16 protein-coding genes are annotated in these 19,394 nt (G+C 62.0%); 8 read left to right on the top strand and 8 right to left on the bottom strand.

Annotated elements, in window-relative coordinates; genetic code table 11:
- Positions 1-96 precede the first annotated feature (96 nt).
- Entirely contained in the window at positions 97-1,119 is a 1,023-nt protein-coding gene (locus GGU46_RS16240; RefSeq protein WP_184094075.1) for a LacI family DNA-binding transcriptional regulator, read from the bottom strand.
- A 161-nt stretch (positions 1,120-1,280) separates the two neighbouring features.
- Positions 1,281-2,351, bottom strand: a complete 1,071-nt coding sequence (locus GGU46_RS16235) for a glycoside hydrolase family 43 protein (protein ID WP_183404616.1) — start codon at positions 2,349-2,351, stop codon at positions 1,281-1,283.
- 246 nt (positions 2,352-2,597) lie between these two features.
- Here GGU46_RS16235 and GGU46_RS16230 point away from each other — a divergent pair, with 246 nt between their 5' ends.
- A complete protein-coding gene (locus GGU46_RS16230; protein ID WP_183404615.1) occupies positions 2,598-3,692 on the top strand; it encodes a glycoside hydrolase 5 family protein in 1,095 nt (364 codons plus the stop codon).
- Between the two features lie 65 nt (positions 3,693-3,757).
- On the opposite strand, the gene GGU46_RS16225 is transcribed toward GGU46_RS16230, so the two are convergent.
- Together GGU46_RS16225 and galK are read right to left on the bottom strand one after the other, a co-directional pair.
- Positions 3,758-4,801 (bottom strand): UDP-glucose--hexose-1-phosphate uridylyltransferase, encoded by a 1,044-nt coding sequence (locus tag GGU46_RS16225; protein WP_183404614.1) that lies wholly within the window; start codon positions 4,799-4,801, stop codon positions 3,758-3,760.
- 159 nt (positions 4,802-4,960) lie between these two features.
- A complete protein-coding gene (gene galK / locus GGU46_RS16220; protein WP_183404613.1) occupies positions 4,961-6,127 on the bottom strand; it encodes a galactokinase in 1,167 nt (388 codons plus the stop codon).
- A gap of 239 nt (positions 6,128-6,366) precedes the next feature.
- On the opposite strand from galK, the gene GGU46_RS16215 reads away from it, so the two are divergent.
- The 7 genes from GGU46_RS16215 (at position 6,367) to GGU46_RS16185 (ending at position 16,183) form a co-directional block, all read left to right on the top strand.
- Entirely contained in the window at positions 6,367-6,570 is a 204-nt protein-coding gene (locus GGU46_RS16215) for a hypothetical protein (protein WP_183404612.1), read from the top strand.
- A 40-nt stretch (positions 6,571-6,610) separates the two neighbouring features.
- On the top strand, positions 6,611-9,697 hold the full coding sequence (locus tag GGU46_RS16210) for a SusC/RagA family TonB-linked outer membrane protein (RefSeq protein ID WP_183404611.1): 3,087 nt from the start codon (positions 6,611-6,613) through the stop codon (positions 9,695-9,697).
- Between the two features lie 38 nt (positions 9,698-9,735).
- Positions 9,736-11,310 (top strand): RagB/SusD family nutrient uptake outer membrane protein, encoded by a 1,575-nt coding sequence (locus GGU46_RS16205; protein ID WP_183404610.1) that lies wholly within the window; start codon positions 9,736-9,738, stop codon positions 11,308-11,310.
- Positions 11,311-11,462: 152 nt separating this feature from the next.
- Positions 11,463-12,527 carry a glycoside hydrolase family 43 protein gene (locus GGU46_RS16200; protein ID WP_183404609.1) on the top strand — a complete coding sequence of 355 codons (1,065 nt, stop codon included), beginning with the start codon at positions 11,463-11,465 and terminating at the stop codon, positions 12,525-12,527.
- 41 nt (positions 12,528-12,568) lie between these two features.
- A complete protein-coding gene (locus tag GGU46_RS16195; RefSeq protein ID WP_246399064.1) occupies positions 12,569-14,227 on the top strand; it encodes a family 43 glycosylhydrolase in 1,659 nt (552 codons plus the stop codon).
- Positions 14,228-14,378: 151 nt separating this feature from the next.
- Positions 14,379-15,587: an aldose epimerase family protein gene (locus GGU46_RS16190; protein ID WP_183404608.1), complete on the top strand. Its 1,209-nt coding sequence runs from the start codon at positions 14,379-14,381 to the stop codon at positions 15,585-15,587.
- 209 nt (positions 15,588-15,796) lie between these two features.
- Positions 15,797-16,183, top strand: coding sequence for a hypothetical protein (locus GGU46_RS16185; protein WP_183404607.1), 387 nt, complete (start codon positions 15,797-15,799; stop codon positions 16,181-16,183).
- Between the two features lie 75 nt (positions 16,184-16,258).
- On the opposite strand, the gene GGU46_RS16180 is transcribed toward GGU46_RS16185, so the two are convergent.
- The 4 genes from GGU46_RS16180 to GGU46_RS16165 form a co-directional block, all read right to left on the bottom strand.
- Positions 16,259-16,612 carry a hypothetical protein gene (locus GGU46_RS16180; RefSeq protein WP_183404606.1) on the bottom strand — a complete coding sequence of 118 codons (354 nt, stop codon included), beginning with the start codon at positions 16,610-16,612 and terminating at the stop codon, positions 16,259-16,261.
- 30 nt (positions 16,613-16,642) lie between these two features.
- Entirely contained in the window at positions 16,643-17,548 is a 906-nt protein-coding gene (gene uvsE, locus GGU46_RS16175; protein ID WP_183404605.1) for a UV DNA damage repair endonuclease UvsE, read from the bottom strand.
- Between the two features lie 230 nt (positions 17,549-17,778).
- Entirely contained in the window at positions 17,779-18,411 is a 633-nt protein-coding gene (locus GGU46_RS16170; RefSeq protein WP_183404604.1) for a carboxypeptidase-like regulatory domain-containing protein, read from the bottom strand.
- A 184-nt stretch (positions 18,412-18,595) separates the two neighbouring features.
- Positions 18,596-19,243: a hypothetical protein gene (locus tag GGU46_RS16165; RefSeq protein ID WP_183404603.1), complete on the bottom strand. Its 648-nt coding sequence runs from the start codon at positions 19,241-19,243 to the stop codon at positions 18,596-18,598.
- Positions 19,244-19,394 lie beyond the last annotated feature (151 nt).

The following is a 19,394-nucleotide window of genomic DNA, read 5'->3' as shown; positions in this document are numbered from 1 at the left end:
ATAAAGCGGGTTTTTTGTTTTCTGCCGCCAGTTTCGCCCCCTCATGCGGGGCCAGTTGGCGGCTGTGCCGGCCAACAACGCGGTGCCCAAGGCCACTCAGCTCCGCACCGACGAATCCCGGACCAGCAGATCGGGCGGGAGCACAATGCGGCGGGGCGCGAAGTTCTGGTCCTGCTCCTCGCGCATCTCCAGAAACAGCCGCACCGCCGACTGCCCCATCTGCTCGCAGTGCTGGTCCACGGAGGTAAGCATGGGCTCGGTGAGGGAGGTAAAGGTTTCGTTGCTGAAGCCGGCCAGAGCCACATCCTGGGGTACGCGCAGCCTCTGGCGCTTCAGCTCCTGCAGGGCCCCTACCACCGAAAAGTCGCTGGCCGAAAACACGGCATCCGGGGGGTGGGGCAGGGCCAGGAGCTGCTGCATGCCCTGCACGCCATCTTCCACGGTCATGTCGCAGTGGAAAATCAGCTCTTCCTCCACGGGCAGGCCGTGTTCGTGCAAGGCATCGAGGTAGCCCAGACGGCGGTTTTTATAGATGTTCAGGTGCAGCGGACCCCCAAAGTGGGCAATGCGGCGGCAGCCCTGGGCAATGAGGTGTTTCGTGGAAAGGTAGCCCCCCTCCCGGTCGTCGAGCACCACGGCACTCACGTTCAGGCCGTCCAGCACCCGGTCGAAGAATACCAACGGAATGCCCTGCTTCTCTACCTTCTCGAAGTGCTTGAAGTCGCGGGTGGTGCGGGCCAGTGACACCAAAATGCCTTCTACCTGGGCGCTGAGCAGGGTTTCGATGTTTTTGCGCTCGTGCGCTACGTCCTCGTTCGACTGGCAAATGAGCACGTTGAAGCCGGCCTTGGTGGCCACCGTTTCAATGCCTTTGACCACCAGCGTGAAGAAGTGCCCATCAATGTGGGGCACGATGACGCCCAGCAAGTTGCTGCGGCCTTTGCGCAAACCGGCCGCTAAGTGGTTGGGCTGGTAGTGCAACTCCTTGGCCAGCTTCCAGACCTTTTTCTTGGTGGCGTCGCTGATGCTCGGGTGGTTGCTCAGGGCCCGCGAAACCGTGGAAACCGATATGCCCAGCTGTTTTGCCAGATCTGAAATAGAAGCTTTTGCGCGGGCCAAGGGGTAGGCGGTTGAAATGAACAAGGAAAAAACAGAGTAGTTTTTGCGCAACGAATCGCGCAAAAACTACTCAAACATAGCACATTCAGGTATTCCGTTGCCAAATTGCTGCCCTTGCCGGAAGCAGAACCGTAGCGGCAGCCCCGATGGGTTGGGGGCGGTTAGCGGGGTAGGGGCTGCGGGGTGTAGGTAGGCCCCTGGCAGCGCGGCCCCTGCGGCGTCCAGAGCAGCTGATCAATGCAGAGCTGGCGCTCCGTCATCTGCGCGTTCCAGGCGTGATACACCAGGTATTCGGTTTTGCCATTGGGCCCGAAAACGTGGGAGTGGTGCCCCGGGCCGCGGACGTGGCCCTCCACGGCGTGCAGCACCCGGGCGCCCTGCTCGGCCCCAGCGTCGGAGTAGGGACCCATGATGGAGTCGGCCACGCAGTAGTCAACGCCGTAGCGGGAAGTCAGGAAGTTGGCGCCACTGTAGAAGCAGTAGTATTTGTTGCCCTGCTTGCGCATAAACGGGCCCTCCAGCGTGTGCCATTCCGGAAAGGTTTGGCCCCCGTAGAGCGGCATGGTGCGGTTTTTCTCGAACACGGTCCAGTCGTGGCGGGCGCGCATCACGGTGCGGCTCTCCCCGGCCAGGCGGGTCATGTCCAGCAGGCGGTCCACCACCAGGCCCGTGCCGGGGCGGTAGCCATCCGCAGAGTCGATAAAGTCGCGGGCGTAGAACAGGTACCACTGCCCGTCGGTATCCTGAAAGGGGTGGGCATCAATGGTGAACTTGCTGTCGGGCACATCCAGCAGGGCTACCTGCTGGTAAGGGCCCTGGGGCGTTTTGCTGGTGGCTACGTGCAGGCGGTGGCCCACGGTAGCGCCAATGGCCCCGCCGCCCATGGAGTAATACATATAAAAGGTGCCCTGATGATAAATGACTTCCGGAGCCCAGAAGTCGGCGCCCTCAGCTCCGGCGGGGGGCGTAAGGGCCCCGCCGGCCGGCTTCCAGTCCACAAGGTTCGTGGAAGTCAGTAGCGTGAAGATGCGGCCATCAGAGGTGCGGCCGGTGCCCGTGGTGCCGAAGGCGTAGTAGCGGCCCTGGTGGCGCAGCACGAAGGGGTCGGGAAACTGGCCGGCATACACGGGATTGGTGTAGGTGCGGGCGGCCTGGGCAGTGGCTTGGTTTAGCAAAGCCAACGAAGCCAGGCCAGCGGTGGCCTGCTGCAAGAAGTGGCGGCGGGAAGGCATAGGCAAATAATTGGGGCGGTGAGTAGGGCTGGGGTGTTGAAGCTGGGGAAGCTACATAAGTAGGGGCAGGCACTACGCCAACGCCTCCAATCCGGGGCGGCGGGCACTAGTAAGTCACGCTGTGTAGGAGAGAGGAGAAGGGCGAAGATGCAGCAATGCAATTCAATATGTAGATAATTATGCAATCGTTTGCATATCTTGACCTCTTAACCTTCCGCTCCTTCAGTTCCCACCTTGTCCGATTCTATGAAAAAGCTGCTTCTACTCGTACTGCTGCTGGTTTCTACCAGCTCGATTGCCCAAAAAACCAAGATCAAGACAAAAGGCCCCGCCGCCGTAGCCGTAACGCAGGAGCGGCGGTGGTCGGCCGAGAAAGCCAACGCCTGGTACAAGGAGCACCGCTGGATGACGGGGGCCAACTTTACACCCAGCACGGCCATCAATCAGCTGGAAATGTGGCAGGCCGCTACCTTCGACCCCACCACCATCGACCGAGAGCTGGGCTGGGCCGAAAGCATTGGGTTCAATACCATGCGCGTGTTTCTGCACTCCCTGGCCTGGCAGCAGGACCCCCAGGGCTTCAAGGACCGCGTGAACACCTACCTCGGCCTGGCCGAAAAGCACCACATCCGGACGATTCTGGTATTCTTCGATGACTGCTGGAACAAGGAAGCCAAAATCGGGCTACAGCCCGCGCCCAAGCCTGGCATCCACAACTCGGGGTGGCTGCAGGACCCCGGCGAGCCTACCTCCCGCGACTCGGTGGCCTTCGTGAAGCTGAAGCCCTACGTGCAGGACGTGCTGCGCCATTTCGCCCGCGATAAGCGCATTCTGCTCTGGGACCTGTACAACGAGCCCGGCAATAGCGGCAAGCTTACTTCCTCGTTGCCGCTGGTGCGCAACGTGTTCAGCTGGGCCCGCGAGGTAAACCCCGAGCAACCGCTAAGCATAGGCCTCTGGAACTGGGATTTTGAGGCTTTGAACCGCTACCAGGCCCTGCACTCCGATGTTATCACCTACCACTGCTACGACGAGGCGCCGCTGCACCAGCGCATCATTGAGCTGCTCAACACCCACGGCCGCCCGCTTATCTGCACCGAGTACATGGCCCGCCCCCGCAACTCTCGGTTCGTGAATATTCTGCCCCTGCTTAAAAAGTACAACGTAGGGGCCATCAACTGGGGCCTCGTGGATGGCAAAACCAACACCAAATACCAGTGGGACGTGCCCATTGCCGACGGCGGCGAGCCAACCGAGTGGTTTCACGAAGTATTCCGCCGCGACGGTACCCCCTACCACCAGAACGAAACGGACCTGATTAAGAAGCTGACCGGGAAATAGGTAAGCTATGGAGGAGAGGTGAAGGATTGATGTCTATGATCCTTCACCTCTCCTCTCTCATTTGCCTACCCTTTATAATGCACCTCCGAAAGCTCCCGCAGACGCTGGGCGGCGTACTCGGGGGTGATGTCGCGCTGGGGGTTGGCCAGCAGCTCGTAGCCCACCATAAACTTGCGTACGGTGGCCGAGCGCAGCAGGGGCGGATAGAAGTGCATGTGCAGGTGCCACTCCGGGTGCTCCTGCCCATCGGTGGGGCGCTGGTGCAGGCCGGCGGAGTATGGGAAGGAGGTCTGGAACAGGTTGTCGTAGCGGATGGTGAGGCGGCGGATGGCATCGGCGAAGGCGTCGCGCTCCGGGCTGGTAAGCTGGGTAATGTCCTGCACGGCGCGGCGTGACACCACCAGCGTCTCGAAGGGCCAGGCGGCCCAGAAGGGGACCAGCACCACGAAGTGCTCATTCTCCAGCACTACCCGCTGCTGCTCTTTCAGCTCGATTTCGAGGTAGTCGGTGAGTAGCGTTCGGCCGTGCTGCTGGTAGTAAGCCTGCTGCTGCACGGTTTCCTTGGCGGGGTCGCCGGGCACGGTGCGCTGGGCCCAGATCTGACCGTGGGGGTGGGGGTTCGAGCAGCCCATCACCTGACCCTTGTTCTCGAAAATCTGTACGTAGTTGATATCGGGCCGGCTGCCGAGGGCTTCAAACTCCGTGGCCCACACATCCACTACCCCCCGAATGGCGGCAACATCCATTTCGGGCAAGGTCAGGTCGTGGCGGGGAGAAAAGCAGATAACCCGCCCCACGCCCGATTCGGCCTCGGCCCGCAGCAGGCCGCCTACCTCCACCGTACCAGTAGGAGCATCGGGGGTAAGCGCCGCAAAATCATTGTCGAAAACAAACGTGCCCTCGTAGGCGGGATTCACGGCCCCGTTGGCGCGGGTGTTGCCCGGGCAGAGGTAGCAGGTAGGGTCGTAGGCGGGGCGCTGACTCCGGTCGGGAGCTTCCTGCTGGCCCTGCCAGGGGCGCAGCGCCCGGTGCGGCGACACGAGCAGCCACTCTCCGGTAAGCGGGTTGAAACGACGGTGAGGTTGCTGGGCCAGGTCGAAGGATGCCATGCGAGAAGGTAAGAAGTGAGAAACCAATAAGCCAGAGCGGGGTAGGGGCTTTCTGGTGGCAAGCCGCCTACCCCCTCTAACGGTTTTTAGCCGGTACGGGTCAGAAAACTGCCAGCCGTACGTCCCGGACGGCCGGGGCGCCGGTTTAGGGGTGGCCGCCTAGGAAACGATTACGGGCTCCAGCGTTGAAACGCCGGCCACAATGGTGGTCTGGTAGGTTTCCAGCGGAATGCCGGTGGCCTGCTCGTACAGCTCCCGCATGCGGCGCGTGAACTCCTCTACGTGGGCTACCTCCACCAGATTGATGGTGCAGCCGCCAAAACCACCGCCCATCATGCGGGCGCCGTACACGCCCGGCAGGGGGCGGGCCAACTCTACCAGCGTGTCCAGCTCGGGGCAGCTCACGGCGTAATCGTCGCGCAGGCCGGCGTGGGAGGCGTACATCTGCTGTCCGAAGGCCGGCAGATTGCCCGCGGCCAGCTCCTGGCAGGCGGCTTCCACGCGCAGGTTTTCTTCTACTACGTAGCGGCAGCGGCGGAATACCACCGCATCAAATTCTGCCTCGTGCTGCTGCAGCTGGGCCAGGGTTACGTCGCGCAGGCTACGAACCTCCGGATAGTGCTGCTGGAGCAGGGCCACGCCTTGTTCGCACTCCTGGCGGCGGGTGTTGTACTCGGAGCTGGCCAGAGAGTGTTTTACGCCGGAGTTGCAGAGTACGATGTGGCAGCGGCTCGTGTCAAAGGGAAAGTACTCGTAGGCTAAGGAGCGGCAGTCTAGGCGTACTACCTGCCCGTCGCGGCCAAACAAGCTGGCAAACTGGTCCATGATGCCACACTGCACGCCGGCAAACTCGTGCTCGGCTTTCTGGGCCATTCGGGCCAGGTCCAGGCGTTCCAGCTTGGTAGCCAGCAGCTGATCCAGGGCGAAAGCTAGGCCGCACTCCACCGCCGCCGACGATGACAGCCCCGCGCCCATGGGCACGTTGCCCCCAAATACGCAGTCGAAGCCCGGTACTGTGATGCCCCGCTTCTGAAACTGGGCGACTACTCCTTTCAGATAGTTTGCCCAAAGCGTGGCATCGCGCCGCACCTGGCTGGCCTCTGTGGTGTACAGCTCCTGCTTGTTGTAGGAGTAGAGCCGGATGGCAGACCCACCGTTGAGGCCCACGGCAAAGTAGATTTCCTTATCAATAGCGGCGGGCAGCACAAACCCCTCGTTGTAGTCGGTGTGTTCCCCAATCAGATTGACGCGGCCGGGCGCGCGTACCAACAGGGGAGGATAGTGAAACTGGTCCTGAAAAGCAGCTGAGATGGAAGCGGATAACATACGCAGAAAGCAGAAGACAACGGAGAAAGCAAAGGTTCTGAGGGGCTAAAGATGATGAATTGCCATAATCAGTGCAAACGTTTGCGGTTACGTGTAATAAATTTTCTTGCCAGAGTAGTATTGCACAATGAAAAGTGTCAGCTGCTTGTAGCTCTTACTTAGTGCGTGTTATGTATAATTTATCAAATATAAATTTGTTTCTACCTGAATAGTATAATTGGTCTATAACTAGTTAAAACTTGACTATTTCTGAAATACTGCTTATAGTTGCGAATATTCGCTTAGCTGAACTGTACTTATTTCGTCTGTCGCATATTCTGGCGAAAGCACACGTTTACAGTGTCTTGCCACTTTTTTTACCTCGTCTGCTGGTTGTCCTTCCTCGCTTGCAAGCGCTTGCTTTTGCTTTAGTGATGCAAACGATTGCAAAGAGCCTTCTTTAATTCCCACATCCACATTCCCATGAACCATTCCTACCTCAGATTGCGACGGCCTGCTGTGCCGACGCTGCTCTGCTTTCTACCCCTAGTGCCGCTGGCAGCCACGGAAGCCGCAGCCGCCGAAATGGCCTCGCCGGAATACGTCCGGGTGCCGGCGCCCGCGCAAAGCATCAGCGGCCGGGTCATTGATGAAAAAGGCCAAGGCCTGCCCGGCGTAACAGTACTGGAAAAGGGTACCGCCAACGGTGCCACTACCGACTCTGACGGCCGTTATTCGCTTACCGTTGCCGACAACGCTACCCTTACTTTTTCCTTCGTGGGCTACCTGAGCCAGGAGGTACCAGTAAGCGGCCGTACCACCATCGACATCAGCCTGGCGCCCGACTCCAAGGCTCTGAGCGAGGTGGTGGTGGTGGGCTACCTCACCCAGGAGCGCCAGAACGTAACCGGCTCGGTAGCCAGCGTGGGGGCCCAGGAAGTGCGCCGCGCGCCGGTGGCCTCGGTAGGCGAAGCCATTCAGGGCCGCCTGGCCGGGGTGCAGGTAACCAACTCCGGGGCGCCAGGGCAGGCGCCGGTAGTCAATATCCGCGGGCTCGGGACCCTGGGCGGCGCCGCCAGCTCGCCCCTCTACATCGTGGATGGCCTCTGGATTGAGCCCACCAGCAGTGCCCAGCGCGACATCAACCCGGCCGATGTCGAGTCGGTGCAGGTGCTGAAGGATGCTTCCTCGCTGGCTCCCTACGGGGTGTCGGGCGCCAACGGCGTGATTATCATTACCACCAAAAAGGGTAAGCAGGGCGTGCCGGCCATTACCTTCAACGCCAACGGAGGCGTGCAGAACTTGGTAAACCGGCTGGACCTGGCCGATGCCTCGCAGTGGGCCGCCATCAACCGGCAAGCCTATCAGAACGCCGGCCTCGCGCCCCTGCCTTTCGCCGCTAACCCGCCCGCCGGCATTGACACCGACTGGCAGGACGAGTTTTTCCGGCAAGGCTCGGTGCAGGACTATAACCTGGGCTTCTCGGGCGGCGGGCCCAACTCGAACTTCAACGTATCGGGCGGGTATTTCAAGCAGAACGGTACGGTGCAGGGCCCCAAGTTCGAGCGCTACAGCGTGCGGGTAAACACGGGCTTCAACCGGGGCCGCCTGCGCGTGGGCCAGAACCTGCAGCTGGTGCGCGCCAACCAAACCCGCCTCAACGGCCTGCCCTTCCTTGATGTGGTGCGCATGCTGCCCGTTATTCCGGTGTACGACCCCACCGTGCCGGGCGGCTTCGGGATTGGTACTGACAACGCCATTACCTTCGGCACCAACCCCATTGCCCTGCAGAAGCTGCTGAACGATACGGGCACCTCCAACCGGCTGCTGGGCAACGTTTTCGCCGAAGTGCAGCTGTTTGACTGGCTACGCTACCGCCTGAACCTGGGCCTGGAGTACCACGGCTTCCGCGACCAGCAGAAGCGCCAGTTCGGCATCTGGCGCCGCAATGATGCGACTACCCCCTCGTACTACGGCGAAAGCCAGGGCAACGAGCTGTTCGGGCAGGCCGAAAACACCCTGACCCTGGACAAGAGCTTCGGCCAGCACAACCTGACGGCCGTGGCGGGCTACAGCCGGCAGCGGCGCAGCTTCGAGTTTACGCGGGGCGTGAACTTCGGCTACGGCACCGGCCCTACCTACTACTGGGCCCTGGATGCCGGCACCCAAACGCCCCAGACCATTGGCTCCTCCTACGTGCAGGCCCTGCAGTCGTACTTCGGGCAGGTGACTTACGACTATGATGAGCGGTACCTGCTGACGGGCGCCTACCGCCGCGACGGGTCGTCGCGCTTTGCCGACGGGCGCAAGTGGGGCGACTTCTGGGCCGGCTCGGTGGGCTGGCGCATTTCGCGGGAGAAGTTCTTTGAGGGCATTTCCGGCATCAGCGACCTGAAGCTGCGGGCCTCCTACGGCAGCCTGGGCAACCAGTACCTGACGGGTGCCTACGGCGGTTCCTACCTCTACCAGGGCTTTATTAACACCAACGCCAACTACGTGCTGGGCGGCACCATTCAGAACGGAGCCATCCAGACCACCCTGGCCAGCAACATCCGCTGGGAGCAGCGCCGCACCCAGAACTACGGCTTCGATCTGGGCGTGCTGGATAACCGCCTGACTTTCTCGGCCGACTACTACATTTCCCAGACCGTAGATGCCCTGATTCAGGCCAACCTGCCGGCCACGGCCGCCAACGCCGGGTCTTTGCCCTATCAGAACCTGGGCAAGCTGGAAAACCGCGGCTTTGAGTTTCAGCTGGGCTACACCGAGAACAGCAAGCCCTTCCGCTACGGCGCCACGGCCAACCTGACTACCATCCGCAACAAGGTGCTGGATCTGAACAGCGGAGCCATTGAAGGCACGGCCCCCAACTTCCTGGTAAGCGGCCCGAACAGCATTACCCGCACCGAGGTGGGCTACGAAATCGGCTCGTTCTACCTCTACCAGTTCGATGGTATTTACCAGTCGGGCGACCAGAACATTCCGGCGGGCCTGCAGGCCGGCGACGTGCGCTACAAGGACGCCAACTCCGACGGTATCATCGACGACAAGGACCGGGTGCACGTGGGGCGCATCTTCCCCAAAATCCAGTACGGCCTGAACCTGACGGCCGGCTACGGCGGCTTCGATCTGACGGCCTTCTTCCAGGGCGTACAGGGCAACGACGTGTTCAACACCACCCGTTACTGGCTCGACCGTACCGACGACAACGGCAGCTACCGCGCCGATTTCAGCCCTTGGACCCCCGAAAACCCCTCCAACACCACCCCGCGGGCGGTTATTGCCGGGGGCGGGGGCCTCTCGGCCGGCAACAACGCCCGGTTTAACTCCACGCGCTGGCTCGAAGACGGCTCTTACCTGCGCCTGAAAAACCTGCAGGTGGGCTACACTTTCCCCAAAACCATGCTGGAGCGGGCCAAGTACATCAGCAACCTGCGCGTGTACGCTACCGGCCAGAACGTGTTTACCGTGACCAAGTACACCGGCTACGACCCCGAAACAGTGGGTAGCGGCACGCTGGCCCGCGGCGTCGATGAGGGCTCGTACCCCAACCTGCGCTCCTTCACGCTGGGCATTCAGGCCGGTTTCTAGGCCCTTCTTCCTTACCCCGACTTTAAATCAGTGCTGATATGAAATTCTCCTTTCTGACCCGGACGGGCCTGGCCGGCATGCTGCTCCTGAGCATGGCCGCCTGCGAGAAAGACCCCCTGAACCAGGTAAACCCTAACCTGCCCACTACCGAATCGTTTTTCCAGACCAGCGACGACGCCGTGAAAGCCTCCACGGCCTGCTACGCCGGCCTGCAGGGCCTGGGCATGTACCGCCGCTGGCTGAACTTTGCCTTTGATCTGCGCGACGACATCGGTTTCAGCCAGAGCCCCTGGGGCGAGCTGCGCGACTTCACCCGCTTCGTGCAGACCAACTACGACTTTGAGGTATCTAACAACATCTGGCGCGACCATTACCGCACCATCTTCCGCTGCAACCAGGTAATTGACAAAGTGCCCGGCATTCAGGGCATGGATGCCGCCCTGCAGCGGCGCATTGTGGCTGAGGCCCGCTTCCTGCGCGCCTTGTCTTACTTCAATCTGGTGTCGCTCTACGGCAACGTGCCCCTGGCCCTGCAGTACACCACCGATCTGGCCCAGAGCACGCCCCAGGGCACCGAGGCTACCGTTTGGGCCCAGGTAATCAGCGACCTGCAGGCTGCCCAGGCCGATCTGCCCGCTTCTTACTCCGGCAACGACCTGGGGCGGGCCACCAAGGGCGCCGCCATTACCCTGCTGGGCAAGGCCTACATGCAAAACAAGCGCTGGGCCGATGCCCAGACCCAGTTTGCCCAGGTCATCAGCTCGGGTACCTACCGGCTCAGTGTCGCCTACCCCGACAACTTCCGCCACACCACCGAGAACAACGCCGAGTCCATCTTCGAGGTGCAGTTTTCCGATGAGAAGAAAGGCGGCAACGATGCCGGGGGCGGCCCCGATGCTACCACCTCCCAGGGTGGCCAACGCTCCCAGTTCTGGGGCGTACCGGGCTTTGGCTTTAACGATGGGGAGGTGCGGCCCTGGCTGGTAAACGAGTTCCTGAAGGAGCCGACCACCACCGGGCAGCGCGACCCGCGCCTGGCCGCTACCGTGTTTTACAACCGCCGCGACCAGGGCCAGTTCCCGACGGCTCTGCCCTCCGACGCCGACACCCTGGCCTATGGCGTAGGCTTCCTGACCCGCTACGGCAAGGACGCCCGCAACCGGGCCCGCGTGTACTGGCGCAAGTACCAGACTGACTACTACCGCACCTTCGAGGACTTCGACTCTCCGATTAACCAGCGGGTGATGCGCTACGCCGACGTGCTGCTGCTGCAGGCCGAAGCCCTGAACGAGCAAAACCAGACCGCCGCCGCCATTCCGTTGATTAACCAGGTACGCCAGCGCGCCGGCCTGGCGCCCCTGGTGGCCAGCAGCTTCACTCAGGCCAGCCTGCGTACCCAGCTCATGCACGAGCGCGCCACGGAGCTGGCCGGTGAGGGCGTGCGCTGGTTTGACCTGCAGCGTTGGGGCCTGCTTGATACCCCAGCGGGCGTAAATCAGCTCAAGGCCCGCGACGAGGACTTTACCAACTTCGTGGTGGGCAAGTCGCGCCTGCTGCCCCTGCCGCAGGCCGACGTGGACCTGCTGCGCCTGGCCCAGAATACCGGCTATTAACCAGCTGATTTCTGCCGGAAAACCGCAAACAGCCGCTGTGCCGCGTGGGTGCAGCGGCTGTTTGCATAAAGTGAGGGGGTAGGGAAAAGGCCCTGCCCGGCGGCGGACCCTGCGTTTTGCCTTACTTGCTCATTCTCCTTTCCACCCAAGCTATGCTCTTACTTCGTTCTTCCTTCTGGGCCTCCCTGCTGCTGGCGGGCACCCTGGCCTGCTCCAAGTCGTCGGCGCCGCCCACCGTGAGCCCGCCGCCGCCCACGGTTCCTACCGCTACCAGCTTCACCAACCCCCTGCTGACGGTGGGGCCCGACCCGTGGGTAATCCGGCGCGGCGACACGTACTACTACATGCACACCACCGGGGGCAACCTCGTTATCCGCAAAACCGCGAAGATGTCGGAGCTGGGCTCGGCGGTAAGCACCGTGGTGTGGTCGCCCCAGCAGGTGGGCTCGAATCAGCGCGAAATCTGGGCGCCGGAGCTGCATTTCCTCGATGGCAAGTGGTACATCTACTACTCCGCTAACCCCCAGTGCTGCGGCGGCCACCGCATTTTCGTGCTGGAAAACAGCAGCCCCGACCCCACCACCGGTACCTGGGTGGACAAGGGCCGCATTGCCGTGCCCGGCCAGGATGTATGGGCCATTGATGGCACCGTGCTGGAGCAGAACGGCAAGCGCTACCTGCTGTGGTCGGGCCATGAGGTGGCCGAAAGCGAGGTGCAGCGCCTGTATATCTCGGAGATGAGCAACCCCTGGACCCTGGTAGGGCCGCGGGTAGAGCTGTCGAACCCCGAGTACGCCTGGGAGCGGAACGGCAACCCGCCCGTAAACGAAGGCCCCCAGATTCTGAAGCACGCCGATAAAACCTTCGTGGTGTACTCGGCCAGCCACTGCAGCACCGACGACTACGCCCTGGGCCTGCTCACGGCTTCCAGCACCGCCGACCCCATGCAGCTCAGCTCCTGGAAAAAATCGGCTACCCCCGTATTCGTGAAAAACCCGGCCGGCCAGGCCTACGGACCGGGCCACAACAGCTTCTTTCAGTCGAAGGACGGTACCGAGGACTGGATTATTTACCACGCCAACCCCCAGCCCGGCCAGGGCTGCGGCGACAACCGGAGTCCGCGCATGCAGAAGTTTACCTGGAAAGCCGACGGCACCCCCGACTTCGGGACGCCGGTAGCCGTGGGCACGGCCCTGCCCCGGCCGGCCGGCGAGTAGCCGCACCCCGCGCACGTTCAACCTTCGCATCCTGACCTACCATGATCCTACCCTCCAAATTCCACCTGGTTGCCACCCTGGCCCTGGGCCTGCTCGGGGCCTGCCAGAGCGCCACCACCAGCGTCAGCACCCCCACGGCTACCACTGCCGAAACGGTAGCCGAGGCCGAACTGCCGGCGCTGCCCATTGTGAACCCCGTGCTGGCCGGCGACTTTCCGGACCCGTCCATCACCAAAGTTGGCGACACGTACTGGGCCTCGGCTACTTCCTCCAACTGGGGGCCGGCGTTTCCGCTGCTGAAATCCACTAACCTGACGGATTGGGAGCTGGTGGGCCACGTTTTTCCGAATGAGCTGCCTGACTGGGCCGACTACTACTTCTGGGCCCCGGAGCTCAGCGAGGAAAACGGCAAGATATACGTGTACTACACGGCTCACAAAAAGGGCGGCAACCTGGCCGTGGGCGTGGCCGTGGCCGACAACCCCGCCGGCCCGTACCGCGACCTGGGTCCGCTGGTAGCGCAGAAGGACGGCTCGATTGACGGCTTCCCGATGCGCGACGAGAAGGGCGAGCTATACCTGATCTGGAAAGAAGATGGCAACAGCGTCGGGCAGCCTACCCCCATTTGGGCCCAGCGCCTCAACGAAGAGCACACCGCCCTGCTTGGGGAGAAAAAAGAGCTGTTCCGCAACACCGTGCCCTGGGAAGGCAACCTGGTGGAGGGCGTGAGCATGGTGAAGCGCAACGACTATTACTACGCCTTTTATGCCGGCAACGGCTGCTGCGGCCACAACTGCACCTATGGCATTGGCATAGCGCGCTCCAAAAGCCTGCTGGGCCCCTGGGAGAAGTACGAGAAAAACCCCATCCTGACCAAAAACGAGAAGTGGGCCTGCCCCGGCCACGGCACCGTGTTCAACCGCGGCAACCGCTGGTACCTGCTGCACCACGCCTACGACACCCGCAGCTTCGAGTTTGTGGGCCGGCAGGGGGTAGTAAGCGAGTTTACCTGGAATGCCGAGGGCTGGCCGGAGTTCCGCAGCGGCGGCACTATACCCGACAAGGGTACACCCTCGGCCGTGGCCCGCAACTTCACCGATGAGTTTGACCAGGCCACCCTGCAGCCCTCGTGGCAGTGGCCCGTGCAGGAGCGGCCCACCGTGGCCGTGCAGGGCGGCCAGCTGCGCCTTACGGCCCGGCCCGAGCACAGCGGCGCCGTGCTCGGCCAGCACACCACCACCGCCGACTACACCGCCACGACTACCCTGCTCAACCCCGCCAAGCTCCCGGCCGGCACCCTGGCCGGCATTGCCGCCCACGGCGACCCGGAAAACACCCTGGCCCTCACGGTGGGGGGCGGCAAGCTGCAGCTCTGGCAGCTGGAGAAAGGCAAGCAAAAGACCCTCGGCGAAGCCAAACTGGACAATGCCACCACGGCCCTGACCCTGCGGATGCAGGCCCAGAACGGCAACCTGTTCCGCTTCGGCTGGAGCACCGACGGGGGCAAAACCTGGCAGAGCCTACCCGGCCAGAGCGCGCCCATCAACGGCACCTACCTGCCGCCCTGGGACCGGGGCGTGCGGGCCGGCGTGCTGGCCAAGGGGCCCGCTACGGCTACCGTATCGTTTGAAAGCTTCAGCCTGCAAAGCCAGGTAGCTACCGCCCGGGCGGGTGGTAATGCCCCGGATGGTAAGCAGTAACAACGAGCCCGCTGAGCGGAGGTGCCACCGGGGCGTCTTGCTCGGCTGGCGTTGCCGAAGCCCCCGGACAGGGGGCCGGGGGCTTTGGCAAGTCATCCAGCCGAAACAGGTGAATTTCTTTCCCAACTCTCTTCGATTCTTTCTGACCTTTATGCCCAAACGCTTCACCCGGAATGGAGCCCTGGCCGGCCTGCTGCTGCTGGCGGCCTGTAACCAACCTAAACCCTCTGAACAGGCGGCCGGCGCGGTCCGAACCTCTGCCAGCGCCGACTCCGCGCAACCAACCGCTATGCCTACCTCTTCCTCGTTCGGCAAAACTCCCGACGGCGCCGAAGCCCAGCTCTACACGCTCACCAACGCCCACGGCCTGAAGGCCACCATTACCACCTACGGCGGCACGCTCACCAGCCTGCTCACTCCTGATAAAAACGGCCAGCTCGGCGACGTGGTGCTAGGCTTTGATAATGTGGAAGGCTACACCAGCCCCGCCTACCTGGAGGCCGGCCCGTACTTCGGGGCCCTGATTGGGCGCTACGGCAACCGCATCAAGGGCGGCAAGTTCACGCTCGGGGGGCAGCAGTACACCCTGGCCCAGAACAACGGTCCCAACCACTTGCACGGCGGTAAGCGCGGCTTCGATAAAGTGCTGTGGCAGGCCGAGCCCGGCACTTCGGCCGATGGGCAGACCCTCACGCTTACCTACACCAGCAAAGACGGCGAGGAAGGCTACCCCGGCAACCTGACGGTAAAGGTGGTGTACACGCTCACCCACGACGACGCCCTGCGCCTCGACTACACCGCTACCACCGACAAGGCTACCCCCCTCAACCTCACCAACCACAGCTACTTCAACCTCAACCACGGCCAGGCCAAAAACGCCCTCGACCATGTGCTGACCCTGAAGGCCGACCGCTTTACGGTGGTAGATGCCACCCTGATTCCGACCGGCGAGCTGCGCCCGGTAGAAGGCACCCCCATGGACTTCCGCCAGCCCCACGCCATTGGCGAGCGAATTAAGCAGGTGCCCGGCGCCGCCCCCGGCGGCTACGACCACAACTGGGTGCTGGCCGACCGGCAGCGCACCCAGCCTGAGCTGGCGGCCACCGTGTACGAGCCGGTTTCGGGCCGTACCATGGAAATGCTGACGGACCAGCCCGGCGTGCAGTTCTACTCCGGCAACTTCCTCAAGGGCACGCTCACGGGCAAGGGCAACACGGCCTACCCCCAGCACTACGGTTTCTGCCTGGAAACCCAGCATTTCCCCGATTCGCCTAACCAACCCAAGTTCCCGAGCACTATTCTGGAGCCCGGCCAGACGTTCCGCTCCACCACGGAGTACCGTTTCGGGGTGCGCAAATAGCTTCTGGCTTCAACCAGCAGCCCTGATACCTCAGGACCGAACAGTCCGTGGGCTTTGCCTACGGACTGTTTGATTTTTACTATATAGGATTGATAAATAGATGTTTGCCTGAAAATAAGATTATGGTATTATCAGCTGGGCACCAGGGCGCCTGCGTATAGAGGGAGGTTCGCGCCATTCGGGCGTTTGATCTTACTTCTGCCTGACATATGAAAACGAAATTTTTTCTGGCGGCGGCTCTCTTGATGGGCACCGCCACCCTGGCTTCGGCCCAGATTACGCCTACCTCACCCCAGCGCGCGGGAGCCGTCAACCAGTCCACGGTGCCGCCCATCAATCCGGCCAACCCCACCACCAACCCGGGCACCCTGGATCAGCGCACGTCCACTACGGCCAGCCCTACCCAGCAGGGCGTAATCGGCACCATCGACCAGTCGCCCCAGCCGCCGCGCCCCATTACTACGGAGCAGGAGCTGCGCCAGCCGGCCCGGCCCACGCGCGTAGCCCCGCGCGCCCGGCGCCAGACCACGGCCCCGCGCGGCACCTTGCAGCAGCAGTCCACTACCCCCATTACCCCCACCGATTCGAGGCCGTAGCAACGGGGATAAGTGAGCTCACAAAAAAGGCTCTCTAACTTGGTTAGAGAGCCTTTTTCTTTGGGGGTTGGGAGGCTACGCTTCCTGCTCCAGCTGTCCGCCCATGCGCAGCAGGGTATCGGAAAGGGTGGTGAGGTTACTACGGACGGCATCGGGGGCGGTGCGGGCTACCTCGGCGGTTTGGGAGCCCAGCATGCTCAGGGAGCGGCCAATGGCGGGGCCATCGAGGCCGGCGGTTTTTTCGCTGCTGAGCAAGGACTGCAGGTTGCCGATTTCGCGGGCAATGTTCTGCAAGGTAGGGTCGCCGCTTTGCAGGAAGTGCTGCTGCCAGGTTTCGGTGGTATCCATGGCGGCGCTGATGGGCAGGCCGGTTACGCCGTTGCTCAACGACTGCACGGTGCTGTTCAGCAGGTCAGAAAATTCAGACATGGGTTGAGGAAAAGAAGGGGGGGAGGAAAGTTAAGCGGTTAGCGCCACGATGCGGCCCAGGTCGCGGAGCATCAGGCAGGCCCGGCCGGCACTGGCTTCCTTGTCTTTGATTTCGAGCATGATGTCCACGTCCAGGTCGCCGAGCTCCTGCAAAAAGCCCTGGAACAGCTCTTCTACCAGCGAGGCCGTGTGCTTGCCGCGCCGCTCGCCGGGCGCTTGCGAGCTGTAGTCCATCATCATTATCCCGTCGCGGGTGGGGTGCCAGGTAGCCGCGGCCATCCGTAGGGCCTCCGACATGGGCTCTCCGTTGTTGAGGCATTCGTGATGGAAGTTGTCGAAAAGGATAGAAATCCCTACCGCGCTGTGCACCCGCAGGCAGTCCTGCAGGCTGAACAGCCGGTCGTCGTTTTCGATAACGAGGCGGGCCCGCACGGCTTCGGGCAGGGTGTGGTAGGTAGCAATAAAGCGCGAAATAGCCAGCTCCCGGTCGCCGTAGAGGCCGCCCACATGAATCTGCAGCTTGTGGGTGCTGTCCAAGCCCATTAGATCCAGCATGGAGCCCTGGTACACCAATTCCTGAATGCTGCGCTCCACAATGCCCGCATCGGGCGAGTTGAGCACCACAAACTGGTCGGGGTGGAAAGACACGCGCATGCCGTTGGCCTTGATATAGTCGCCCACGCTGCGGAATTCCTCGGCGAAGCGCGTCTGCCAGGGAAAGGTATTGACGGGGTGGGAACCAAAGGGCACAATGCCCGAGCCGATGCGGAAAAACAGCAGGTGCTGCGACACATTCCACACCAGAATGCGCTGCAGGCAGGCCAGGTTATTCGCTACGGCCAGCTCTACCCGCTCATCGGAGTAGGAAGCCAGCCGGAAAGTGCTGGTAGAAGTGCAGTCTAACGATTCGTTGACGCAAGGATAGCCTATTCTCATAGACCTGCTTACGTAGGAAACGCGGAAATGGCGAACTGGTGAAAAGTTGTCGTGGCGAGGGCGCCGACGCCATCCGTCCTGACCCGCGCGCTACCCCCTCGAAACGTGACAAGCCCTTGACGACTGGGCGAGCGTCAAGGGCTTGTCACATTAGGAGGTCTGTCACACAAGAGAGGAAGGATGGCGTCGTCGTGCCTCCTCGCCATGACATACGTTACTCATTCACTCTCTTACTCCTCGTAGCCGCGGTTGTCTTTGAAGTTGGTGTTGTACTGGCGGCGGGTCTGGCGGGCTTTTTCGGCGGCTTCTTCGGCCAGAATCTCGGCCATTTTGCGGCGCTCCTTACCGGCCCGGGAAAACTGCTCGTAAATCAGGCTGACGGGGCTGGCGATGGTAGGCGTAGGCGCCTTGGGCGCGGCTGAATCGACGGGGAACATGGGTTTGGGCGCGGGTGGGCGCTTCACATAGCTGGTAGGCGCGGTGCTGGGCCGCTTGATGTTGCGCAGGGCTTTGTTGATGGTGGCCCGGTCGGGGCGGCCTTCCGTTACCCGCACTTCGCCCAGCATCACGGTATCTTGGAGCAGCTTAATCTGCACGATGAGCTGGGAAAGGCCCGAGCCCCCCAGCGGCAGGCGCTGGGCCTTGAAGCCCACGGCCCGGAAAATCAAGGTGTCGGTACTGTTGGCCGAAATGTTGAAGTCGCCCTCCTGGTTGGCTACTACCCCCTGGCGGGTGCGCTGCACCACCACCGAGGCTCCGGGCACGGGCTTGCGGGTGCTGGCATCGGAAATGCTGCCTGTCACCCGGATCTGCGCCTGGGCACTGCCCACCCGCAGCCCCGTCAGCAGAAGCAACAACCACACTACACGCCAGAAAAAGGAAAGCCGAACACTCATTATTCAGTAAACTAACGCTGCTGCCAGGTAGAAAGCGAGAAGAACCTACCAAAAGCAGGGCATCATCGACGGAACAACAACAAAGAGAGACAAAAAAAGCCCGCACCGTTGCAGGTGCGGGCTTGGCAAGACAAGCAGAAAGCGAGCCAGCCTATTCTTCTTTGATTTTTTCGCCGTTTTCGGGCTTGGCTTTCACGGTGCCGTCGTCGGCGTCCATTTTCAGCTTGTTGCCTTCTGCGTCTTTAATTTTGATGTCGCCGTCGCGCTTCACCTTCAGCTTGCCTTCGCCGCCGGCCGAGCCTGCTTCCATGCCGGAAGCATCACTCATCGAGGAAGAAGAGCTCATATCGGAGCCCGACATGCTGGCGTCATCGTCCATGTAGCGGTCATCCATGTACTCCATCCGGCTCGACTCGTAGGCTGAGTACTGGGTGGGGTCGGTCAGGATGGTTTTCAGCTCCGTGTCAGTGTTCATGTACACGTCGCGCATGGCGGCGGCCATACCTGCGGTGTCGGTTGCGTAACGGGTCTGCAGCTCGGCAATGCGCTGGCCACGGGTTACGTAGGCCGTCCGGATTTTGGCGCGGGTGGCCTCATCGAACTTCATTTTGGTGGCCATATCAGACGAAATCCGGTCGGCGCGGCGCTCAATGGCCTCCGAGGAGTAGGCCGTAGAGGTTACCGGGGCCGTGGTGCTGGTAGTGGTTTCGGTGGAAGTGGTTTCACCGGTCTTATTTTCCGAGCACGAAGCCATGGTAAAGGCGGCGGCTGCGGAGAGCAGAAGCAGGGTCTTTTTCATGATGGAGAGAAGTTGAGAGAAGAGAGGGAGAGAGAGGAGAAAATTTCCAATGGCTGCTATACGGGCTTGCTACGGTGGCGGTTACTTCCGCAAAAAGAAAAGCCGCCGCGACTTCTCGCGGCGGCTTTTCAGCAAATGGCGGCAGGCCAAA

The organism is Hymenobacter latericoloratus (assembly GCF_014199535.1).
GTDB lineage: Bacteria > Bacteroidota > Bacteroidia > Cytophagales > Hymenobacteraceae > Hymenobacter > Hymenobacter latericoloratus.
This window is presented reverse-complemented; position numbering and strand designations above follow the sequence as displayed.